The organism is Flavobacterium sp. AC267 (assembly GCF_979258715.1).
In genome coordinates this window covers 1318380-1334476 of the sequence record NZ_OZ409875.1, presented here as the reverse complement: position 1 = coordinate 1334476, position 16097 = coordinate 1318380, and the positions used below count along the sequence as shown (strand labels likewise).

Sequence of the window (16097 nt, the reverse complement as noted above, 5' to 3'; positions counted from 1 at the left end):
CGACAGGTTTTTTTCAAATCTGTCGGGTCTTTATAAGTTAAACCAAAACAACACAACTAAAATTTACTTCTAAAGAAATTTAGAATATCAATATGAAAAAAAGAAAAATTGAAATAATGGATACGACGCTTCGTGATGGTGAACAAACCTCAGGAGTGTCTTTTTCTCTTGCAGAAAAACTAACCATTGCGCAATTATTGCTGGAAGAACTAAATATTGATAGAATCGAAATTGCTTCGGCACGCGTGAGCGAAGGAGAATTTCAAGCCGTAAAAGGCATTACTTCTTGGGCTCAAGAGCGCGGATATATTGACAGAATCGAAGTATTATCATTTGTTGATGGCGGCGTTTCTATTGATTGGATGAAAAAAGCTGGTGCAAAAGTGCAGAATTTGTTGACCAAAGGTTCAATGAACCACTTAACGCATCAATTAAAAAAAACTCCAGAACAACACTTTTCTGAAATTGCACAAATTATCGCTTTAGCAAAAGAAAATAATATTGAAACGAATGTTTACTTGGAAGATTGGAGCAACGGAATGCGAAATTCTCCTGAATATGTTTTTCAATTTTTGGATTTCCTTTCAACCCAGCCTGTCAAAAGAATTTTACTTCCAGATACTTTAGGCGTTTTAATTCCGTCTTTAACTTTTGAATTTATTTCTAAAATCAGAGTCAAATATCCAAACATTCATTTTGATTTTCACGCCCACAACGATTACGATTTAAGTATCGCGAATGTGATGGAAGCTATAAAAGCCGGCATAAACGGACTTCACGTAACGGTAAACGGAATGGGAGAACGCGCTGGAAACGCACCGCTTGAAAGTACTGTTGCCGTAATAAATGATTATCTGCCAGAAGTAAGCATCAATATTAAGGAGACTTCTTTATATACTGTCAGCAAATTAGTTGAAACATTTACAGGATATAGAATCCCTGCAAACAAACCAATTGTTGGTGACAATGTTTTTACACAAACTGCCGGAATCCATGCGGATGGAGACAATAAAAATAATTTATATTTTAATGATTTGCTTCCGGAACGTTTTGGACGAAAAAGAAAATATGCCTTAGGAAAAACTTCGGGGAAAGCTAATATCGAAAAAAATCTTCAAGAATTAGGTTTAAAACTAAATCAGGAAGATTTAAAATTGGTTACCCAAAGAATTATTGAATTAGGCGATAAAAAAGAAACCGTTACAAAAGAAGATCTTCCATACATTATTTCAGATGTTTTGGACAGTCATACGTATCAGGATAAAATTACCATTGAATCTTATGTGCTAATGCATTCAAAAGGAATGCGTCCGTCCACGACTTTGCTTCTCAAAATTGATGATGAAATTATTGAAGAAAGTGCGCAGGGCGATGGTCAGTTTGATGCTTTTATGAATGCATTATCTAAAATTTACAAAAGCAAAAAACTAACGCTTCCAAAATTGATTGATTATGCTGTGAGAATCCCGCCAGGAAGTAGTTCTGACGCTTTGTGTGAAACCATTATTACCTGGGTAAACAACGGAAAAGAATTTAAAACAAGAGGATTAGATTCTGATCAAACCGTTGCGGCTATTATTGCAACACAGAAAATGCTTAATGTAATTACTTAATATTAGATACAAAGGTTCAGAGATACAAAGGCACAAAGGTTTTTAACCTGCTTTTAAAACTCTGAACCTTTGCTACTTTGTCACTTTGAACCTTAAAATAATAAATAACAAAAAAATGAAATTTAACATAGCCCTTTTAGCAGGAGACGGAATCGGACCAGAAGTAATTGAGCAAGCTGTAAAAGTATCAGATGCTGTTGCACAAAAATTTGGACATGAAATTACTTGGAAACCAGCTTTAACCGGTGCAGCGACAATTGATGCAGTTGGTGAACCTTATCCAGATTCAACACATGAAATTTGTAAAAATGCTGATGCCGTTCTTTTTGGAGCGATTGGCCATCCTAAATACGATAATGATCCTTCTGCACCAGTTCGCCCAGAACAAGGTTTGTTAAAAATGCGTAAAGCATTAGGTTTGTTTGCAAATGTAAGACCAACTTTTACATTCCCATCTTTATTAGACAAATCTCCTTTAAAAAGAGAAAGAATCGAAGGAACTGATCTAGTTTTCTTAAGAGAATTGACTGGCGGAATTTACTTTGGTGAAAAAGGAAGAAAAGATAACGGTGACACTGCTTTTGACAACTGTGTTTACACAAGAGCAGAGGTGCGGCGTTTAGCTAAAAAAGGTTTCGAATTAGCAATGACACGTTCTAAAAAATTATGCTGTGTTGATAAAGCAAACGTTTTGGAAACTTCACGTTTATGGAGAGAAACAGTTCAGGCAATGGAAAAAGATTATCCAGAGGTTGAAGTCAGCTACGAATTTGTTGATGCCGTAGCAATGCGTTTGGTTCAATGGCCAAACTCTTATGATGTATTAATTACTGAAAACTTATTCGGAGATATTTTAACTGACGAAGCTTCTGTAATTTCTGGGTCAATGGGATTAATGCCATCTGCATCTATGGGAGCTAAAGTATCTTTATTCGAACCTATTCACGGTTCCTATCCACAAGCTACAGGATTAAATATCGCTAACCCAATGGCAACTGTTTTATCTCTCTGCTATGATGTTCGAAAACTTCGGATTGATGGAAGAAGGAAAAGCAATGAGAGATGTTGTAAATAAAGCTTTAGAAGCTGGAGTAGTTACAGAAGATTTAGCAGACGGAGGAAAAGCATACGGTACTAAAGAAGTAGGCGACTGGCTGGCGACTAATTTGTAATAGTTCATTTTTTGTTTCAGGTTTCAAGTTTCAAGTTATACTTGTAACGTAAAATCTGAAACAAATAAAACCCAAAACAAAATTCACCGCATAAAAAAAGGGATCAACTTTCGTTGATCCCTTTTATATTTTAGAAAAAAAATATTAATATCCTCCTCTGTTTCCGCGGTCATTTCCTCCACGGTTGTTTCCATAACTTCCACGAGAATCACCTCCACGGTTGTTATTAAAACTTCTTCTTTCGCCTTCTGGTTTCGGCTCAGACTTGTTTACAACGATTGTACGTCCTGAAACAACAGCACCGTTCAATTCGTCAATAGCTTTCTGAGCTTCGCTATCATTTGGCATTTCAACAAAACCAAATCCTTTACTTCTTCCAGTAAATTTATCAGTAATAATTTTAACAGAGTCAACTGCTCCATAAGCCTCAAAAGACTCTCTTAAATCTGCTTCCTCAATACTGAATGGAAGGCTTCCAACAAAAATATTCATAGATATTTATTTATAATAATAAGCAAATGTAGTCTTATTATTTTGTAATCTACTATATATTAGTTTATTTATGTTTTTATTTTGATTTTCCAAATGAAAAAACACCCTACAGCTTAATTTGTGTTAAAATTAGACACTGAAGAAACTGGGATTTTATGAAAAACACCTTCGGTAAAATACGTCGCCTGTTTTTCTGCGGCAGGATCAACATTAATTGCTGTAAATTTAAATGTTCCTGAAATTGTATTTTCTACTGTATTATATTCCGTAACTATAATTTGTCCGTCGCCTTTGCCTTCACCTGTTGAAAATTCAACTTCTTGTCCAGAAAAAGTATCTTTATAAACTGCTTTAGCAACCTCATCAATACCTAATATATAGGTCTTTTGAGATGGCTCAGGAAGCTGAAAACTGATTTTTTCATAACCTAAGGAGCCTTCAATAATAAAAACAGCCGCTTGTTTCTGTTCCAGCCTTATATATTTGAGCTCTCCAAAAGGTATTATCTTTTAAGGTTTGGAAAGCTGGATTATTAAATCTTACATCCTCTGTACAGGATGTCAGTAAAAGTAAAAATGATAAAAAGTAAAAGTATTTTTTCATGTTTAGGATGAATTTTGCGCAAAAATACCGCATTAAGAGTAATAAATGTTTTAAAATAAAACTAAATACAGCCAAAAAAATGATAAAAATCTATCTCCAATATATTTAATACCATTTTCAAACGCTTTATTTGTAAAAAAATTATATCTTTGCGCCCTTAATTAATAGAGGTCGAGTACCTCAAAATTTAATCACAAGATTATGTCAGTAAAAATTAGATTACAAAGACACGGTAAAAAAGGAAAACCTTTTTACTGGGTTGTAGTCGCAGATGCACGCTCAAAAAGAGATGGTAAATACTTAGAGAAAATCGGTACTTACAATCCAAACACAAACCCAGCAACTGTTGAGTTAAACCTTGACAGCGCAGTTAAATGGTTACACAATGGTGCACAACCAACTGATACTGCTAGAGCAATCCTTTCTTACAAAGGTGCTTTATTGAAACACCACCTTGATGGAGGTATCCGTAAAGGAGCTTTAACTCAAGAGCAAGCAGACGCTAAATTAGCGGCTTGGTTAGAGTCTAAAGCAGGAAAAGTTGATGCTAAAAAAGATGGTTTATCAAAAGCACAAGCTGATGTTAAAGCTAAAGCTTTAAAAGCTGAACAAGAAGTTAATGCTAAACGTTTAGTCTGCTGCGACTCAGGCTGAAGCTGATGCTATCAGCTGCCGCAACTCCTGCAGTTGAAGAAGAAGTTGCTGAAGTAGAAGCAGAAGTCGCTACTGAAGAAGCTCCTGTCGCTGAAGAGAATAACGAAACAACTGAAGCATAATTTTATTTAGCGAGAATGCGTAAAGAAGAATGTTTTTATTTAGGTAAAATCGCTAAAAAATTTAGTTTCAAAGGTGAAGTTCTAATCTATTTAGATACGGATGAACCTGAGTTATACGAAAATCTGGAATCAGTGTTTGTTGAACACAACAAACACTTGGTTCCTTTTTTTATTGAAACAAGTTCTTTACACAAAAATGACTTTCTACGAGTTCGTTTTGAAGATGTAAATACCGAAGAGGAAGCAGATGCCCTACTTGGAAATGCTGTTTATCTTCCTTTAACAATGCTCGCCAAAACTTTCTGGCAACAAATTTTATTTCCACGAAGTTATCGGATTCGAAATAGAAGACAAACGTTTAGGCGTTTTCGGAAAAATAACTTCTATTAATGACTCAACAGCTCAACCGCTTTTTGAAGTTTTAAATGGTGAAGTGGAAATTTTAGTTCCGATGATTGACCATTTCTTGGTTAAAATTGACCGCGAAAACAAAAAAGTTATCATGGATCTTCCTGAAGGTCTTATTGAGATGTATCTTTAAAAGTTTATTCGGTTAATCGGTTATTTGTTTAATCGGTTATTTGTTTAATCGAAAACAAAATCTTATTTCATTTAGAGATTATCTAAATTCATAAAATCTTAAATTCTATGTTTCAGTTCAAGCAATTTTCTGTAAAACAAGATAAAACAGCTATGAAAGTTGGAACCGATGGTGTTTTATTGGGCGCTTGGGCTCCAACAAACCATAATCCGTTTAGTGTTTTAGACATTGGTGCAGGAACTGGAATTATCGCTTTGATGCTGGCGCAGCGAACTCATGCTGAACAAATCGATGCTCTTGAAATTGACGAAGATGCTTATGAACAAGCCGTTGAAAATTTCGAAAACTCTCCGTGGGGGGATAGATTATTTTGTTTTCATGCTGGTTTAGATGAATTTATTGAAGAACCAGAAGACGAATATGATTTGATTGTTTCCAATCCGCCGTTTTATGCAGAAGATTACAAAACTGAGAATGAACAGCGTGATTTAGCCCGTTTTCAAGATGCAATGCCTTTTGAGGAAATTGTCGAAGTTTGCCGATTTATTACTTTCGGAAAATGGAATACTTGCCATAATTATCCCTTTTAAAGAAGAAGAAAAGTTTATTACTTTGGCAAAAGAATTCGAATTGTATCCAATAAAAATTACTCGCGTAAAAGGAACTCCTAAATCAGAAATTAAACGCAGACTTATTAGCTTTCAGCCGTAATGAAGTTTCTGAAATTGAGATCGACGAATTAATTATCGAAATCCACAGACACGTTTACACTCCAGAATATATTGAGCTTACTAAAGATTTTTATTTGAAGATGTAAAAACATCTTTGTCAAAGTTTGAAACTTTGACAAAGATCTAGATATTTATTATTTTCCATTTTTAGCAAAAAGAACAGCTCTTTCCAAAACCTCATCTCTTCCTTGCTGAATCCCTAAAATAGTTGGCTTAACTTCGATATCAGGAACAATACCGATTCTTTGTGTTTCTTTTTTATTTGGATAAAAAACGCCATAACAAGTAAATGTAGAGTAAAAACCTTTGATAATTGGAAATCCATAATTTGCTCCATCTGCACCGCCTGTCTGACTTCCTATCACTTTAACTTTCGGAGCTGTCTGCAGACTCATAGCATTAAATTCTGCGTGACTTACAGCTTTCTCGTTTATTAAAACAATTACGTTTCCTTTGTAATAATCTGGATTAATTTTGCCACATTTTTCTATTCCTGCTCTCCAAAAATAGCGCCCAGGATAACTTATATCCGGATCTAAAAATTTAGCAAATTCCTTAGGTTCTGGATTAAGCCAATCTGAAATAGCAAACATCACATCATGTGGACGCATTCTGTTATCAAAAATAATAGCACTGGTATTATTAAGGGCTTTAATTAATTCTGGAATATCTTTTTCTTCAACCTCATCATAATTTACATAACCAATATTTCCATCTAAAATTTTCCACTTTTCGTTGTTTGGAAACTGAATCTTTAAATCTTGATATTTATAGCGATTTATGGCTTTTACCGACGTTTTCCCGTCACGGACAAACTCTACTTCAACCGAAGGTGTTTTTCCATTAAAAATTGTCCAATAAGCATTTTTTAATACAGATGGTTCATTCGATCCTTCAACATACTTTCTGTTTTCTTTTAATAGCTCTGCAATAGTTTTTCCATCAACTTTTGTAATTACATCACCAACTTTTAAATCATTTATTTTTGCTAATGAATCGTTTTTTAAGTTAATTACAACTGCTTTTTCATCTATAATTTTGACATCTGCCGGAATAAATTTATCTCCAAAATATTCAAACAATTGAGACATTTGGGTCGACGCATGCGTATCATTCAATTTTATGGAAATCTCACGCATTGCCAAAACAAAATCTTTCTCTGATTCTGGAGCATAAAATCTTGGAAGCATCGTAATTAATACTTTGTCCCAATTTTCATCCATTTGATATTTGTACGGAAAAAAATATTCTATGTAATTCCAATATCTAAATAATGCCAGAAGACGTAAATTTTTATCTGTCCATTTAAAATCGGCGTACTTTACTTCGTTGTTAAACTGCAAAGGCACTTTTCCTGTATTCAATTCAAAATCAACATAAAACTGTTTTCCTTGAATTCTATTTTCTTCAATGAATTGGAGCTTTTTTGAAAGCGATTTAGAAAACAATTCGTTTTTAGAGAACCATGATAAATCGAAATTTTTATCAAAATATTCCTTTTTTAAAACTGTTTTAGAAGCGTCCTGTTTTTTTATTTCCCCTAAAGAAGTAATCCAGTTTTCTAGCACCAAAGAAAACGCTTCAGGAGTTTGAGCTTCTTCAACTTTTGGAAGAATTTGAAATAACTCGTCATCCCAGTTTTTACTTCCATCCGCAACATTAGGATGATAATACTTTAAGAAACCCCAAATTTTGCAAGTTGTCGCAAATTTTTGAGTTTCGGTTATTGGCTTTGAGAACGAAATTTGGAATAATAAAAAAAAGGCAATAAGTATTGTTTTTCTCATTTAATAAAGTGGTTTTAGGTTGTTTTTGGGTTTTGGGTTAATTTTAAACTTGTTCAAATATACTTTTAAATTGATATAAAATTCTTTCAATTAATCTTAAATCTTCTGTTATTATTTCTGCACTTCCTTTCATTTCCTGCTGAAAAAGAATTTGCTTATCATAAGAAGTTTTTAATCCGTTTGGCAGTGCGACATCTAAAAGCAGATTTCCATCTTTGTCCGGCACTAACGAGATGTTTTTTATTTCCCCTTTCAGCACACCAAACTCTCTATCTGGGTAATTTGCAAGACGAATATTTACACGCTGTCCAACCTTTATTTTTCCAGAGTTTAGAGCCGGGGCTTTCACTTTTCCAACAAAACTATTTTCAGCGTCGGGAATTATAGAGAAAACATTATCTCCAACATTGATCGTTTGATTTTCGTTCCAAACCTGCAAAAAAGTCACTTTTCCGCTAATCGACGATTTTAAGGTATATGCCAGTTCCCAGTCTCTTATTACTTTTTTCAATTGATAAAAGGACTGCGAAACACTTCGCCCGAGATTAACTTCCTCTTTGGTGCTATTTATCTGCGAATTCTGACTCGATTTTGTATTGTCAATCAATGAAGATCTTAACTGAGAAATCGACGAAAGAAGACTTCTATAATTCTTCTGTGCCTGAAGAAAACTCAGCTTTTTAATTTCCATTTCCTGAGCAGAGATAATTCCTTTATTGAATAAGGTTTCGAAACGGGCAACTTCATTTTTTTGGAGCTCCAGCTCTCGCTCGTTAATTCCTTTTTCTGTCGCGCAGAATTTCTAATCTTTCTGTTATTTGAACTTTTTCAGATTGCTGTGCTCTTCTTTCTACTTGAAAAGGATGCAGGTCTTTGTTTAATTCCTGCGCCTGATAATCTTTTTGAAAAATAGCATAGGCACTTTCTATTTCTCCTAACTGTGTATTTCTTAATAATTCGAATGGGAATGCTTTTTTGGCGTTATTGATATCGTAACCGTCTACAATATCTTTCAGCAGAAAAACATCTTTGTAATTGGCTGTATTTTCTATAATTGCCAGTACGCCGTTTTTACGAACTTCGGTTTTATTTTTCACCAAAATAGCCTCAATACGTCCAGATGATTTTGATACAATTTTCTCCGGCGGAATATTGGTCGTAATTACAATTTCGGCTCTTACAACATCTGGATATTTTACAAACCAGGAAACGAAAAACAACATTATAATAATGGCAAATATCAAAACGGTTCCCCATCGTATCATCCAATGCGGCACTTTGGTCAGAATGTCCTGAACTTCTTCGCTTCTTAATTCAAATTTATCTTCAGCCATGCTTAATTTCCTAATTGCAGTTGATTTTTAACCAATTCAAAATAATTTCCTTTTTGTGCCACTAACGCCGAATGATTTCCAATTTCGATGATTTTTCCTTTGTCTAAAACCACAATCTGATCTGCATTCATTACCGTACTTAATCGATGTGCAATTACAACCACTGTTTTGTCTTTGAAAAAAATATCGAGTTTCTGCATAATTTCTTTCTCATTATTGGCATCTAATGCAGATGTAGCTTCATCAAAAAACAGAATTTCAGGGTTTTTATAAACGGCCCGTGCAATTAATAAACGCTGTTTTTGTCCTGTGCTCATTCCTAAACCTTCTGCGCCTATCTTAGTGTTAAAACCCAAAGGAAGACCGCTTATATATTCTTTAATATTACCTACATCCGCGACATATAATAATCTTTCTTTATCAATTCTATCAGCTCCAAATGCAATATTATTCGCAATCGTATCGCTGAAAATAAAACCTTCCTGCATTACTGCTCCAACATTAGACCGCCATGCCTTCTGCGATATATTTTTAAGCTGTGCATTTCCAATATTAATTTCTCCTTTTTCGGGTTCATAGAATTTAAGAAGCAGTTTCATCAAAGTTGTTTTCCCGCTTCCGCTGACGCCGACAATTGCTGTTACTTTATTGGCTGGAATTATTAAATTTAATGTATCTAATACGGGAATATCTGAACCTAAATAACGGTAAGAGAGATTTTTAATTTCAATATCCACATATTGAGGGACTTCATTTGTCTGGTGAACTTCCTGCTTGCAATTCATCTTCTTTTTCATGAATTTCTGACAATCTTGCCAGTGAAATTTTAGCATCCTGTAATTCTCTTACGAACTCTATAAGCTGTGTAATCGGGCCGTTTAAACTTCCAACGATAGCACTTATAGCGAGCATCATACCCAGTGTAATAGAACCTTCGATTACCAATTTGGCCGAAAGAAGTATAATAAAAATATTTTTAAGTTCGTTAATAACAGAAGAACCAATTGTTTGCGATTGTTCTAGAACCAAACCTTTTATTGAAACTCTAAAAAGTCTTGCCTGCACATATTCCCAGCCCCATCGTTTTTGTTTTTCGGCGTTATGAAGCTTTATTTCCTGCATTCCGTTTATAAGCTCCATTACTTTACTCTGCTCGTTTGAAACCTCGGCAAAACGTTTGTAATCTAAAACTTCTCTTCTTTTTAAAAACAATGTTATCCATCCAAAATAAAGCAGACTTCCTAGAAAGAATACCAAAAATATCTGGAGATTGAAATAGGCTAAAACGGCACCCATTACAAACATATTTATTACAGAAAACAGTACGTTAAGAGATGATGTGGTTAGGATTTTTTCGATGCGTCGATGGTCATTTATTCGGCGCATAATATCTCCCGTCATGCGGACATCAAAAAAGGAAATAGGCAGATTCATTAATTTAATAAAGAAATCTGAAATAAGCGAAATATTGATTCTGGTTGATAAATGAAGTAAAATCCAGCTCCTGATTAATTCCAGACCAGTTCTTCCAGCAAAAATAAAAAGCATTGCAAACAGAATTAAATAGATGAAATGAATATTCTGATTCTGAATTCCTACGTCGACTATACTTTGGGTTAAAAATGGGAAAATTAAATTGAGTAAACTGCTGGCCAGAAGTCCGATGGCAAGCTGAATTAGAAATGATTTGTATTGAAATAAATATTTAAAAAGAAATTTAAATCCTAATCCTGAATTTTCTTCTTTATCAAAATCAGATTGAAAAAATTTGGGAGTTGCCTCTATCAGCATCGCAATTCCTTCTTTGGTTAAATCATCAGCATTATTGCCTATCCAGAATTTTGTAAACTCTTCCTTGCTGTAGTCTAAAAGTCCGAAAGCAGGATCTGAGATGTAAAATCTGTCTTTTTTTATTTTGTAAAGTACTACATAATGATCTTTATTCCAATGAAGAATACACGGCAGAGGAGCCTCTTCAATGCGCTGCACAGAAAGTTTTACGCCTAAAGTCCTGAATCCGATTTTTTCGGCAGCATCACTCAAAAAAAGCAAATTACTTCCCTCGCGAGTTGTTTCGCTAAAATCTCTCAACTCTTGAATGTTGATTGTTTTACCGTAGTATTTAGCTATGATTTTTAAACATGTCGGCCCACAATCTTTATGGTCTGCTTGTCTATAATGAGTGAATTTTTTCAATTTATTTTGATTTATTCCAGACGAATTTAGGAAAAAAATTCTTGTTAATCCATAAAAAAACAGAGAAGATATAAATCTTCTCTGTTTGGGTATTTATAAACAATATTAGTAGCAACACAATTTCTTTAGGACATGGTCGCGGTTCACCCTAACCAAATAAAATTAACGCGGTACCAACTCCTAAGAATCCCAGTACCAATCATCAATACTGAGAATTTGCTCAATGTTCCACGATCGAGCGCCTATAACATTTAAAAAAAACATGACTAAATTCTAAATAAGGCTATATTGTATTACTTTAAAAAAAGTTAAAAAATCAACAACAAAGACGACTTGTATCACAAATACCTGATTCGGTATTTAGCGGACAAGTTTCGCCCGATGGTATTAAAATGCATCCTGCCTCAATGGCATAAATCCAACATTCTGGAATTCCTCCTCTCATGGTTTTCTGCTCATTTTTATTTAATCGTTGAGCTCCATTAAGACTTAAAATTTTCTTTAACATATTTAACACCTTTTTTTATAGTAACAGAGTTTTTTACAGCTCTGCTACTATATATTCAAATTAGCAAGCATAATATTTTTCAGGTTCACCGTCACAATTTGGTTCTTGTGTAAAATCACCTCCCAAAATGTTTCTGTCGCTCTTTTTTTGTCAGCTTCTTCGTTTCTTCACTCTTTAAAATCTTTTCTAACATAACTGGTTATTTACGTTTTTGGTTTTAAGCCTCAAATCTGTAAAAAACTTGATGCTTGAAAAATTCTTTCTAACAGCTTCCAACATAATTATTTGGTATACAGTTCCAATATGCAGACACTGTTCCAAATTCTGTACATCTTTTAGCTTTAAATCCATCCTCACAAATAGGCGTACTACTTCTATTTATTGTTTTTTGCTCATTCGCAGTTAACTGCACTGCACCTTTCAACTTCAAAATACTCTTTAACATAACTGCAGGTTTTTGGGGTTACTATTTTCTTTCTTTTTTATGCTGTTCTATCTAAAACTTGAACTTCATCTACAAAATCATTCAAGAAATATTTTAGTTCATTCAGCTCATATTCATTTGGAAATAGTCTTTCGTTTACAATTTTAACTGGTGTGTAATTAAAATTGTTCATCGAACACCAATCGTATTGTTTTTGAATCTCTTGGCTAATCATCATACTTACTGAATCGACATGCCATTTTTTGAGCCATTTTTTATGAACCATTCTCTTAATGTACCAATCAGAGATTGCCTCTACCGTTTTTCCAGGCGTTGTTCTATTAATCGTTAAAAGACGTTCTACAACAGCTTTATAAGGATTATCGTTGTTTTCTGGATTGATATTAAAAAGAACATTTAAATATATCTTATCTGGAAATTTCAAAACCAAATCAAAAGCTTCCTGAAAAGTTTTATAACAATGTCCGCAGACTTGGGCTGATTATAATAGAAAGTTTTACTCCAGCATTTTTATTTCCAAAATTCAAACCTCTTAAATCTTCAAATCCTTTTGTGTATTTTACTTTTTTAGATAAAAAGTTCAACAGCGAATAATTTCTTTTAAACTTTTTAAGCTCTTTAAGTGAGTTTCCGTTATCAAGCATCTTTTTAATCATGACTTTTACTGATGCCCAAATTGGAATTAAAAGCAACAATGAAAAAACATAAGGAAAAACAGTATTTAAACTAAAACTTAGTGTAAATAGGTTTGATGAAAACCATACAATGCTTTGAACCAAAATTAAAAATGATACCGCCAAACACATTACGCACCATTTTTGAACTTCAAATTTTTGGATCCAAATAGAGCAAACCACAATAGGAATTGCCAGCAGACTTAAAAATCCAACAAATATTGCAGAACTTAATGGCTGTACCAAAATTGCAATAATACTTGCACTAAAGAATAACAATGGTAAATCTGAAAAACTTATCCATCTATTTGCAATATCATCATTGAAACTAATAACTGAATGACAAGATGTGTTAGAACTTAAATTACAAAATTTTGAAATTACGGTATTTTTAACACCCCATTTTTCCTGAACAATAAATATGCTTACTATTAAACCTAATATAGAGGTTGCTAAAAATGTCGTGCTAAATAAATTAAAACCATTATAGAAAAATGATAATCCTATAACAAGTGCTAAAGGCAGAAAATATTTCAGCCAATTATACTCCACTTTTAAATTATCTCTCGCTACTACATTATTTGGCTCAATTGCAACAATAACTCCATTCCAATCTAAAAGAAACTTATCATAAGATAATTTTTGGTTTCCTTTTTTTGATGTGGCGATTCGAACACCGTTTTTTATTTTTTCAACTAAAATTAATTCATCTTTAAAATAGGCCAAAAAATTCGATGGCAGATCTACTATTTGTTCTTTCGAAACTCTTACTGCTCGCATTCTCTACAGAAAGCAAATCGAACGAATCTGTGATCGCGAATAAACTAGGATAATTTGGATGAGACAAAAAGAGGTCCTTGAACTCATTTTTTATATCTGAGTATCGATTAATTTGTAGAAATTTTTGGACCAGTTTAAGCATCGTCTTCAATCGTTTTTAAATCATGATTACAGTGCAAAGATTGAAGTTTTTCTTGATTAAAATCGCATGTATACATACATTTTATTAATTATACCACATACAATTTATAAATTATACCAAGTATACTACAGGGCTTAAGTTATTGTTAAACAAATATTTATATTATTATTTTTCTAATAAAAACCTGAGAAAGCTCATTTTCGATTAACGGCTACTCTTTTTATCTAGTTTTGGAATAGTAATAACCTATACCTCTAAAAACATGAAAAACAAGCCCTAAAAAAGTAATGATTTTGAAGAAATAAAATAAAAAAATAGAGATAAAAATGATTACGATAAAATCAATAAAGTCTCTAATGAAAAGCAAAAAAACTTCTAGAAAAAAATAAAAAGCACGCCCTTATTTGAAGGTTTAAACCCACAATTAAAAATCGACTTTTACTGCTTTTTAACCCAAAAACAAACCTAAGATTTCAAAACATAAACCAATTTTTTTAACGCATTTTTTGGCGCATTTTACCAAATTGCTTAAAAATATTTATGAAAGATTTATAGTACTAAAAAATAATTTTAAAATTACAAACATGAAAACTAAAACATTCACATTAAGAGATTTCGAAGTAGAAAAAATAAGCAAAAATGCTCAAAAATCAATTATGGGAGGAGATCCGCCAGTACCGCCGGAAGAAACAAACAATCCTGTGAAAGGCGGAGGAAACGGAAACGGTTAATTGTTTTCTCAAATTAAAACGTAAAAAATAATATATAAGCAATCCAAAAAAAAAGACATGAAAAATAATTCATTGAAAATAGCAGATTTTGAAATAGAAAAAATTAATAGAGAAGCTCAAAAATCAGTACGAGGCGGTGACGCAGAACCAGATCCTATTACACCACCAAACAATCCGGTTAAAGGCGGAGGAAACGGAAACGGCTAACCGTCATTTATAAATATAATAAGTAACTACAAAAATTTAAAACATGAAAAATAACATATTGGCATTCAAAGATTTCGAATTAGAAACAATTAATAAACAAGCTCAAAAAACAATTCGAGGCGGTGACGGTGAAGCGACTCCTATTACGCCACCAAACAATCCTGAAAAAGGCGGAGGAAACGGAAACGGTTAATCCTTATTTATAACAAGTAACTAAAAAAATTAAAACATGAAAAATAACATATTGTCATTCAAAGATTTCGAACTAGAAAAAATCAATAAACAAGCTCAAAAAGCAATTAGAGGCGGTGATGGAGAAGCGACTCCTCCTATTACGCCACCAAACAATCCTGAAAAAGGCGGCGGGAATGGAAACGGTTAATCCTCATTTATAAATAGTGTAAAAAGTAACTAAAAAATTTAAAACATGAAAAGTAAAACATTCACATTCAAAGATTTCGAATTAGAAAAAATTAATAAACAAGCTCAAAAAGCAATTAGAGGCGGTGACGGTGAACCAGATCCTATTACTCCTCCAAACAATCCTGTAAAAGGCGGAGGGAATGGAAATGGTTAATAATCCGGCTTTAAATATTGTTCGCAAATTGAGCTGGAGACACTCCAGTTCTTTTGCGAAACGATTTTGCAAATGAAACCGCATTCTTAAAACCAACACTTTCTGCAATTGCCTGAGTAGAATATTTACGATACAAATGATTAGTAATCATTTGATTAATAACATAATTAATCTTTAATTCGTTAGAATATTCACCAAAAGATTTACCAAACCTTTTATTAACAACATACGATAAATAAGTTGTATTGGTTTTTATTTTCTTGGCAACATACGACAAGGTAAAATCAGCATTTAAGTATTCTAATTTTTCTTCCAGCGCCAATAATTTTTCTACAATTTTATTTTCTTTAGCCTCATCAATACTAAGGTTGGCATTTTCCTTTTTCAGCAGTGTATCTTCTAATTCTGGAATTTCTTCTACAACAGTTTTTTCAATTGATGTTTTTTCGATTTCAGCTTTTTCAATTTCTTTTTTCTCGAGATTAGCTTTAAATTCCTCAATTAAAGCATTCATTTTTTTCTGAGCTTTATTTTTGTCGCGAATATTTTTAATTAGGAAAAACACAATTCCAACAACTAAAATAACATAGAAAACTTTTAGCGCTTTATTCCACAAAACCTCATATTTATACTTTTCTTGGATTGAAACCATCTCATCACTAAGATTAGCCGTACCCAGTTTGTAATTAACTTCTAAAGCTTCTTCTCTCAAATCTCCTTCATATTTTTCATAAGAATCAAGATACATTTTAGAATATTTGAAAGCTAATTCAGGTTCATTTTTTACA

At 33.0% G+C, this 16097-nt stretch carries 15 protein-coding genes and 5 pseudogenes; 10 read left to right on the top strand and 10 right to left on the bottom strand.

What is annotated here, in order from left to right:
• Positions 1-92 precede the first annotated feature (92 nt).
• Together ACZZ95_RS07050 and leuB are read left to right on the top strand one after the other, a co-directional pair.
• Positions 93-1613 carry an alpha-isopropylmalate synthase regulatory domain-containing protein gene (locus tag ACZZ95_RS07050; RefSeq protein ID WP_463468522.1) on the top strand — a complete coding sequence of 507 codons (1521 nt, stop codon included), beginning with the start codon at positions 93-95 and terminating at the stop codon, positions 1611-1613.
• A gap of 115 nt (positions 1614-1728) precedes the next feature.
• A pseudogene (gene leuB, locus ACZZ95_RS07045) lies at positions 1729-2785 on the top strand (3-isopropylmalate dehydrogenase).
• A 144-nt stretch (positions 2786-2929) separates the two neighbouring features.
• Here the strand turns inward: leuB and ACZZ95_RS07040 are convergent.
• The 3 genes from ACZZ95_RS07040 to ACZZ95_RS07030 all read right to left on the bottom strand — a co-directional run bounded on the left by ACZZ95_RS07040 (position 2930) and on the right by ACZZ95_RS07030 (position 3880).
• Positions 2930-3277, bottom strand: a complete 348-nt coding sequence (locus ACZZ95_RS07040; protein ID WP_095953636.1) for an RNA recognition motif domain-containing protein — start codon at positions 3275-3277, stop codon at positions 2930-2932.
• Between the two features lie 113 nt (positions 3278-3390).
• The gene (locus ACZZ95_RS07035) at positions 3391-3693 is read right to left on the bottom strand and encodes a DUF6252 domain-containing protein (RefSeq protein ID WP_463471635.1); all 303 of its coding nucleotides are present in this window, start codon (positions 3691-3693) and stop codon (positions 3391-3393) included.
• 22 nt (positions 3694-3715) lie between these two features.
• Positions 3716-3880, bottom strand: a complete 165-nt coding sequence (locus tag ACZZ95_RS07030) for a lipoprotein (protein WP_463468521.1) — start codon at positions 3878-3880, stop codon at positions 3716-3718.
• 201 nt (positions 3881-4081) lie between these two features.
• Here ACZZ95_RS07030 and ACZZ95_RS07025 point away from each other — a divergent pair.
• The 3 pseudogenes from ACZZ95_RS07025 (at position 4082) to ACZZ95_RS07015 (ending at position 6014) form a co-directional block, all read left to right on the top strand.
• Positions 4082-4656: pseudogene (locus tag ACZZ95_RS07025) on the top strand (30S ribosomal protein S16).
• Between the two features lie 15 nt (positions 4657-4671).
• A pseudogene (rimM, locus tag ACZZ95_RS07020) lies at positions 4672-5197 on the top strand (ribosome maturation factor RimM).
• 107 nt (positions 5198-5304) lie between these two features.
• Positions 5305-6014 (top strand): annotated as a pseudogene (locus ACZZ95_RS07015) (tRNA1(Val) (adenine(37)-N6)-methyltransferase).
• Positions 6015-6062: 48 nt separating this feature from the next.
• Here the strand turns inward: ACZZ95_RS07015 and ACZZ95_RS07010 are convergent.
• The 6 genes and pseudogenes from ACZZ95_RS07010 to ACZZ95_RS06985 all read right to left on the bottom strand — a co-directional run bounded on the left by ACZZ95_RS07010 (position 6063) and on the right by ACZZ95_RS06985 (position 13652).
• Entirely contained in the window at positions 6063-7715 is a 1653-nt protein-coding gene (locus tag ACZZ95_RS07010; protein ID WP_463468520.1) for a S41 family peptidase, read from the bottom strand.
• 43 nt (positions 7716-7758) lie between these two features.
• The gene (locus ACZZ95_RS07005; RefSeq protein ID WP_463468519.1) at positions 7759-8406 is read right to left on the bottom strand and encodes an HlyD family secretion protein; all 648 of its coding nucleotides are present in this window, start codon (positions 8404-8406) and stop codon (positions 7759-7761) included.
• A gap of 82 nt (positions 8407-8488) precedes the next feature.
• A complete protein-coding gene (locus ACZZ95_RS07000) occupies positions 8489-9049 on the bottom strand; it encodes a hypothetical protein (RefSeq protein WP_463468518.1) in 561 nt (186 codons plus the stop codon).
• A 2-nt stretch (positions 9050-9051) separates the two neighbouring features.
• Positions 9052-11245 (bottom strand): annotated as a pseudogene (locus ACZZ95_RS06995) (peptidase domain-containing ABC transporter).
• Positions 11246-12235: 990 nt separating this feature from the next.
• Positions 12236-12628 carry a hypothetical protein gene (locus tag ACZZ95_RS06990; protein ID WP_463468517.1) on the bottom strand — a complete coding sequence of 131 codons (393 nt, stop codon included), beginning with the start codon at positions 12626-12628 and terminating at the stop codon, positions 12236-12238.
• Positions 12629-12650: 22 nt separating this feature from the next.
• Positions 12651-13652 carry a vitamin K epoxide reductase family protein gene (locus ACZZ95_RS06985; protein WP_463468516.1) on the bottom strand — a complete coding sequence of 334 codons (1002 nt, stop codon included), beginning with the start codon at positions 13650-13652 and terminating at the stop codon, positions 12651-12653.
• A gap of 726 nt (positions 13653-14378) precedes the next feature.
• Between ACZZ95_RS06985 and ACZZ95_RS06980 the strand changes: the two genes are divergently transcribed.
• From ACZZ95_RS06980 to ACZZ95_RS06960, 5 genes are read left to right on the top strand one after another with little or no spacing between them, the layout of a single operon-like run.
• A complete protein-coding gene (locus tag ACZZ95_RS06980) occupies positions 14379-14525 on the top strand; it encodes a hypothetical protein (RefSeq protein WP_463468515.1) in 147 nt (48 codons plus the stop codon).
• A gap of 57 nt (positions 14526-14582) precedes the next feature.
• The gene (locus tag ACZZ95_RS06975) at positions 14583-14732 is read left to right on the top strand and encodes a hypothetical protein (protein ID WP_463468514.1); all 150 of its coding nucleotides are present in this window, start codon (positions 14583-14585) and stop codon (positions 14730-14732) included.
• Positions 14733-14775: 43 nt separating this feature from the next.
• Positions 14776-14925 carry an rSAM-modified peptide gene (locus tag ACZZ95_RS06970; RefSeq protein WP_463468513.1) on the top strand — a complete coding sequence of 50 codons (150 nt, stop codon included), beginning with the start codon at positions 14776-14778 and terminating at the stop codon, positions 14923-14925.
• A gap of 36 nt (positions 14926-14961) precedes the next feature.
• Complete coding sequence (locus ACZZ95_RS06965) at positions 14962-15114, top strand: hypothetical protein (RefSeq protein WP_463468512.1); 153 nt, start codon at positions 14962-14964, stop codon at positions 15112-15114.
• Between the two features lie 45 nt (positions 15115-15159).
• On the top strand, positions 15160-15309 hold the full coding sequence (locus tag ACZZ95_RS06960) for a hypothetical protein (protein ID WP_172426690.1): 150 nt from the start codon (positions 15160-15162) through the stop codon (positions 15307-15309).
• A gap of 10 nt (positions 15310-15319) precedes the next feature.
• Here the strand turns inward: ACZZ95_RS06960 and ACZZ95_RS06955 are convergent, their stop codons facing one another.
• Entirely contained in the window at positions 15320-16057 is a 738-nt protein-coding gene (locus ACZZ95_RS06955) for a helix-turn-helix domain-containing protein (RefSeq protein ID WP_463468511.1), read from the bottom strand.
• Positions 16058-16097 lie beyond the last annotated feature (40 nt).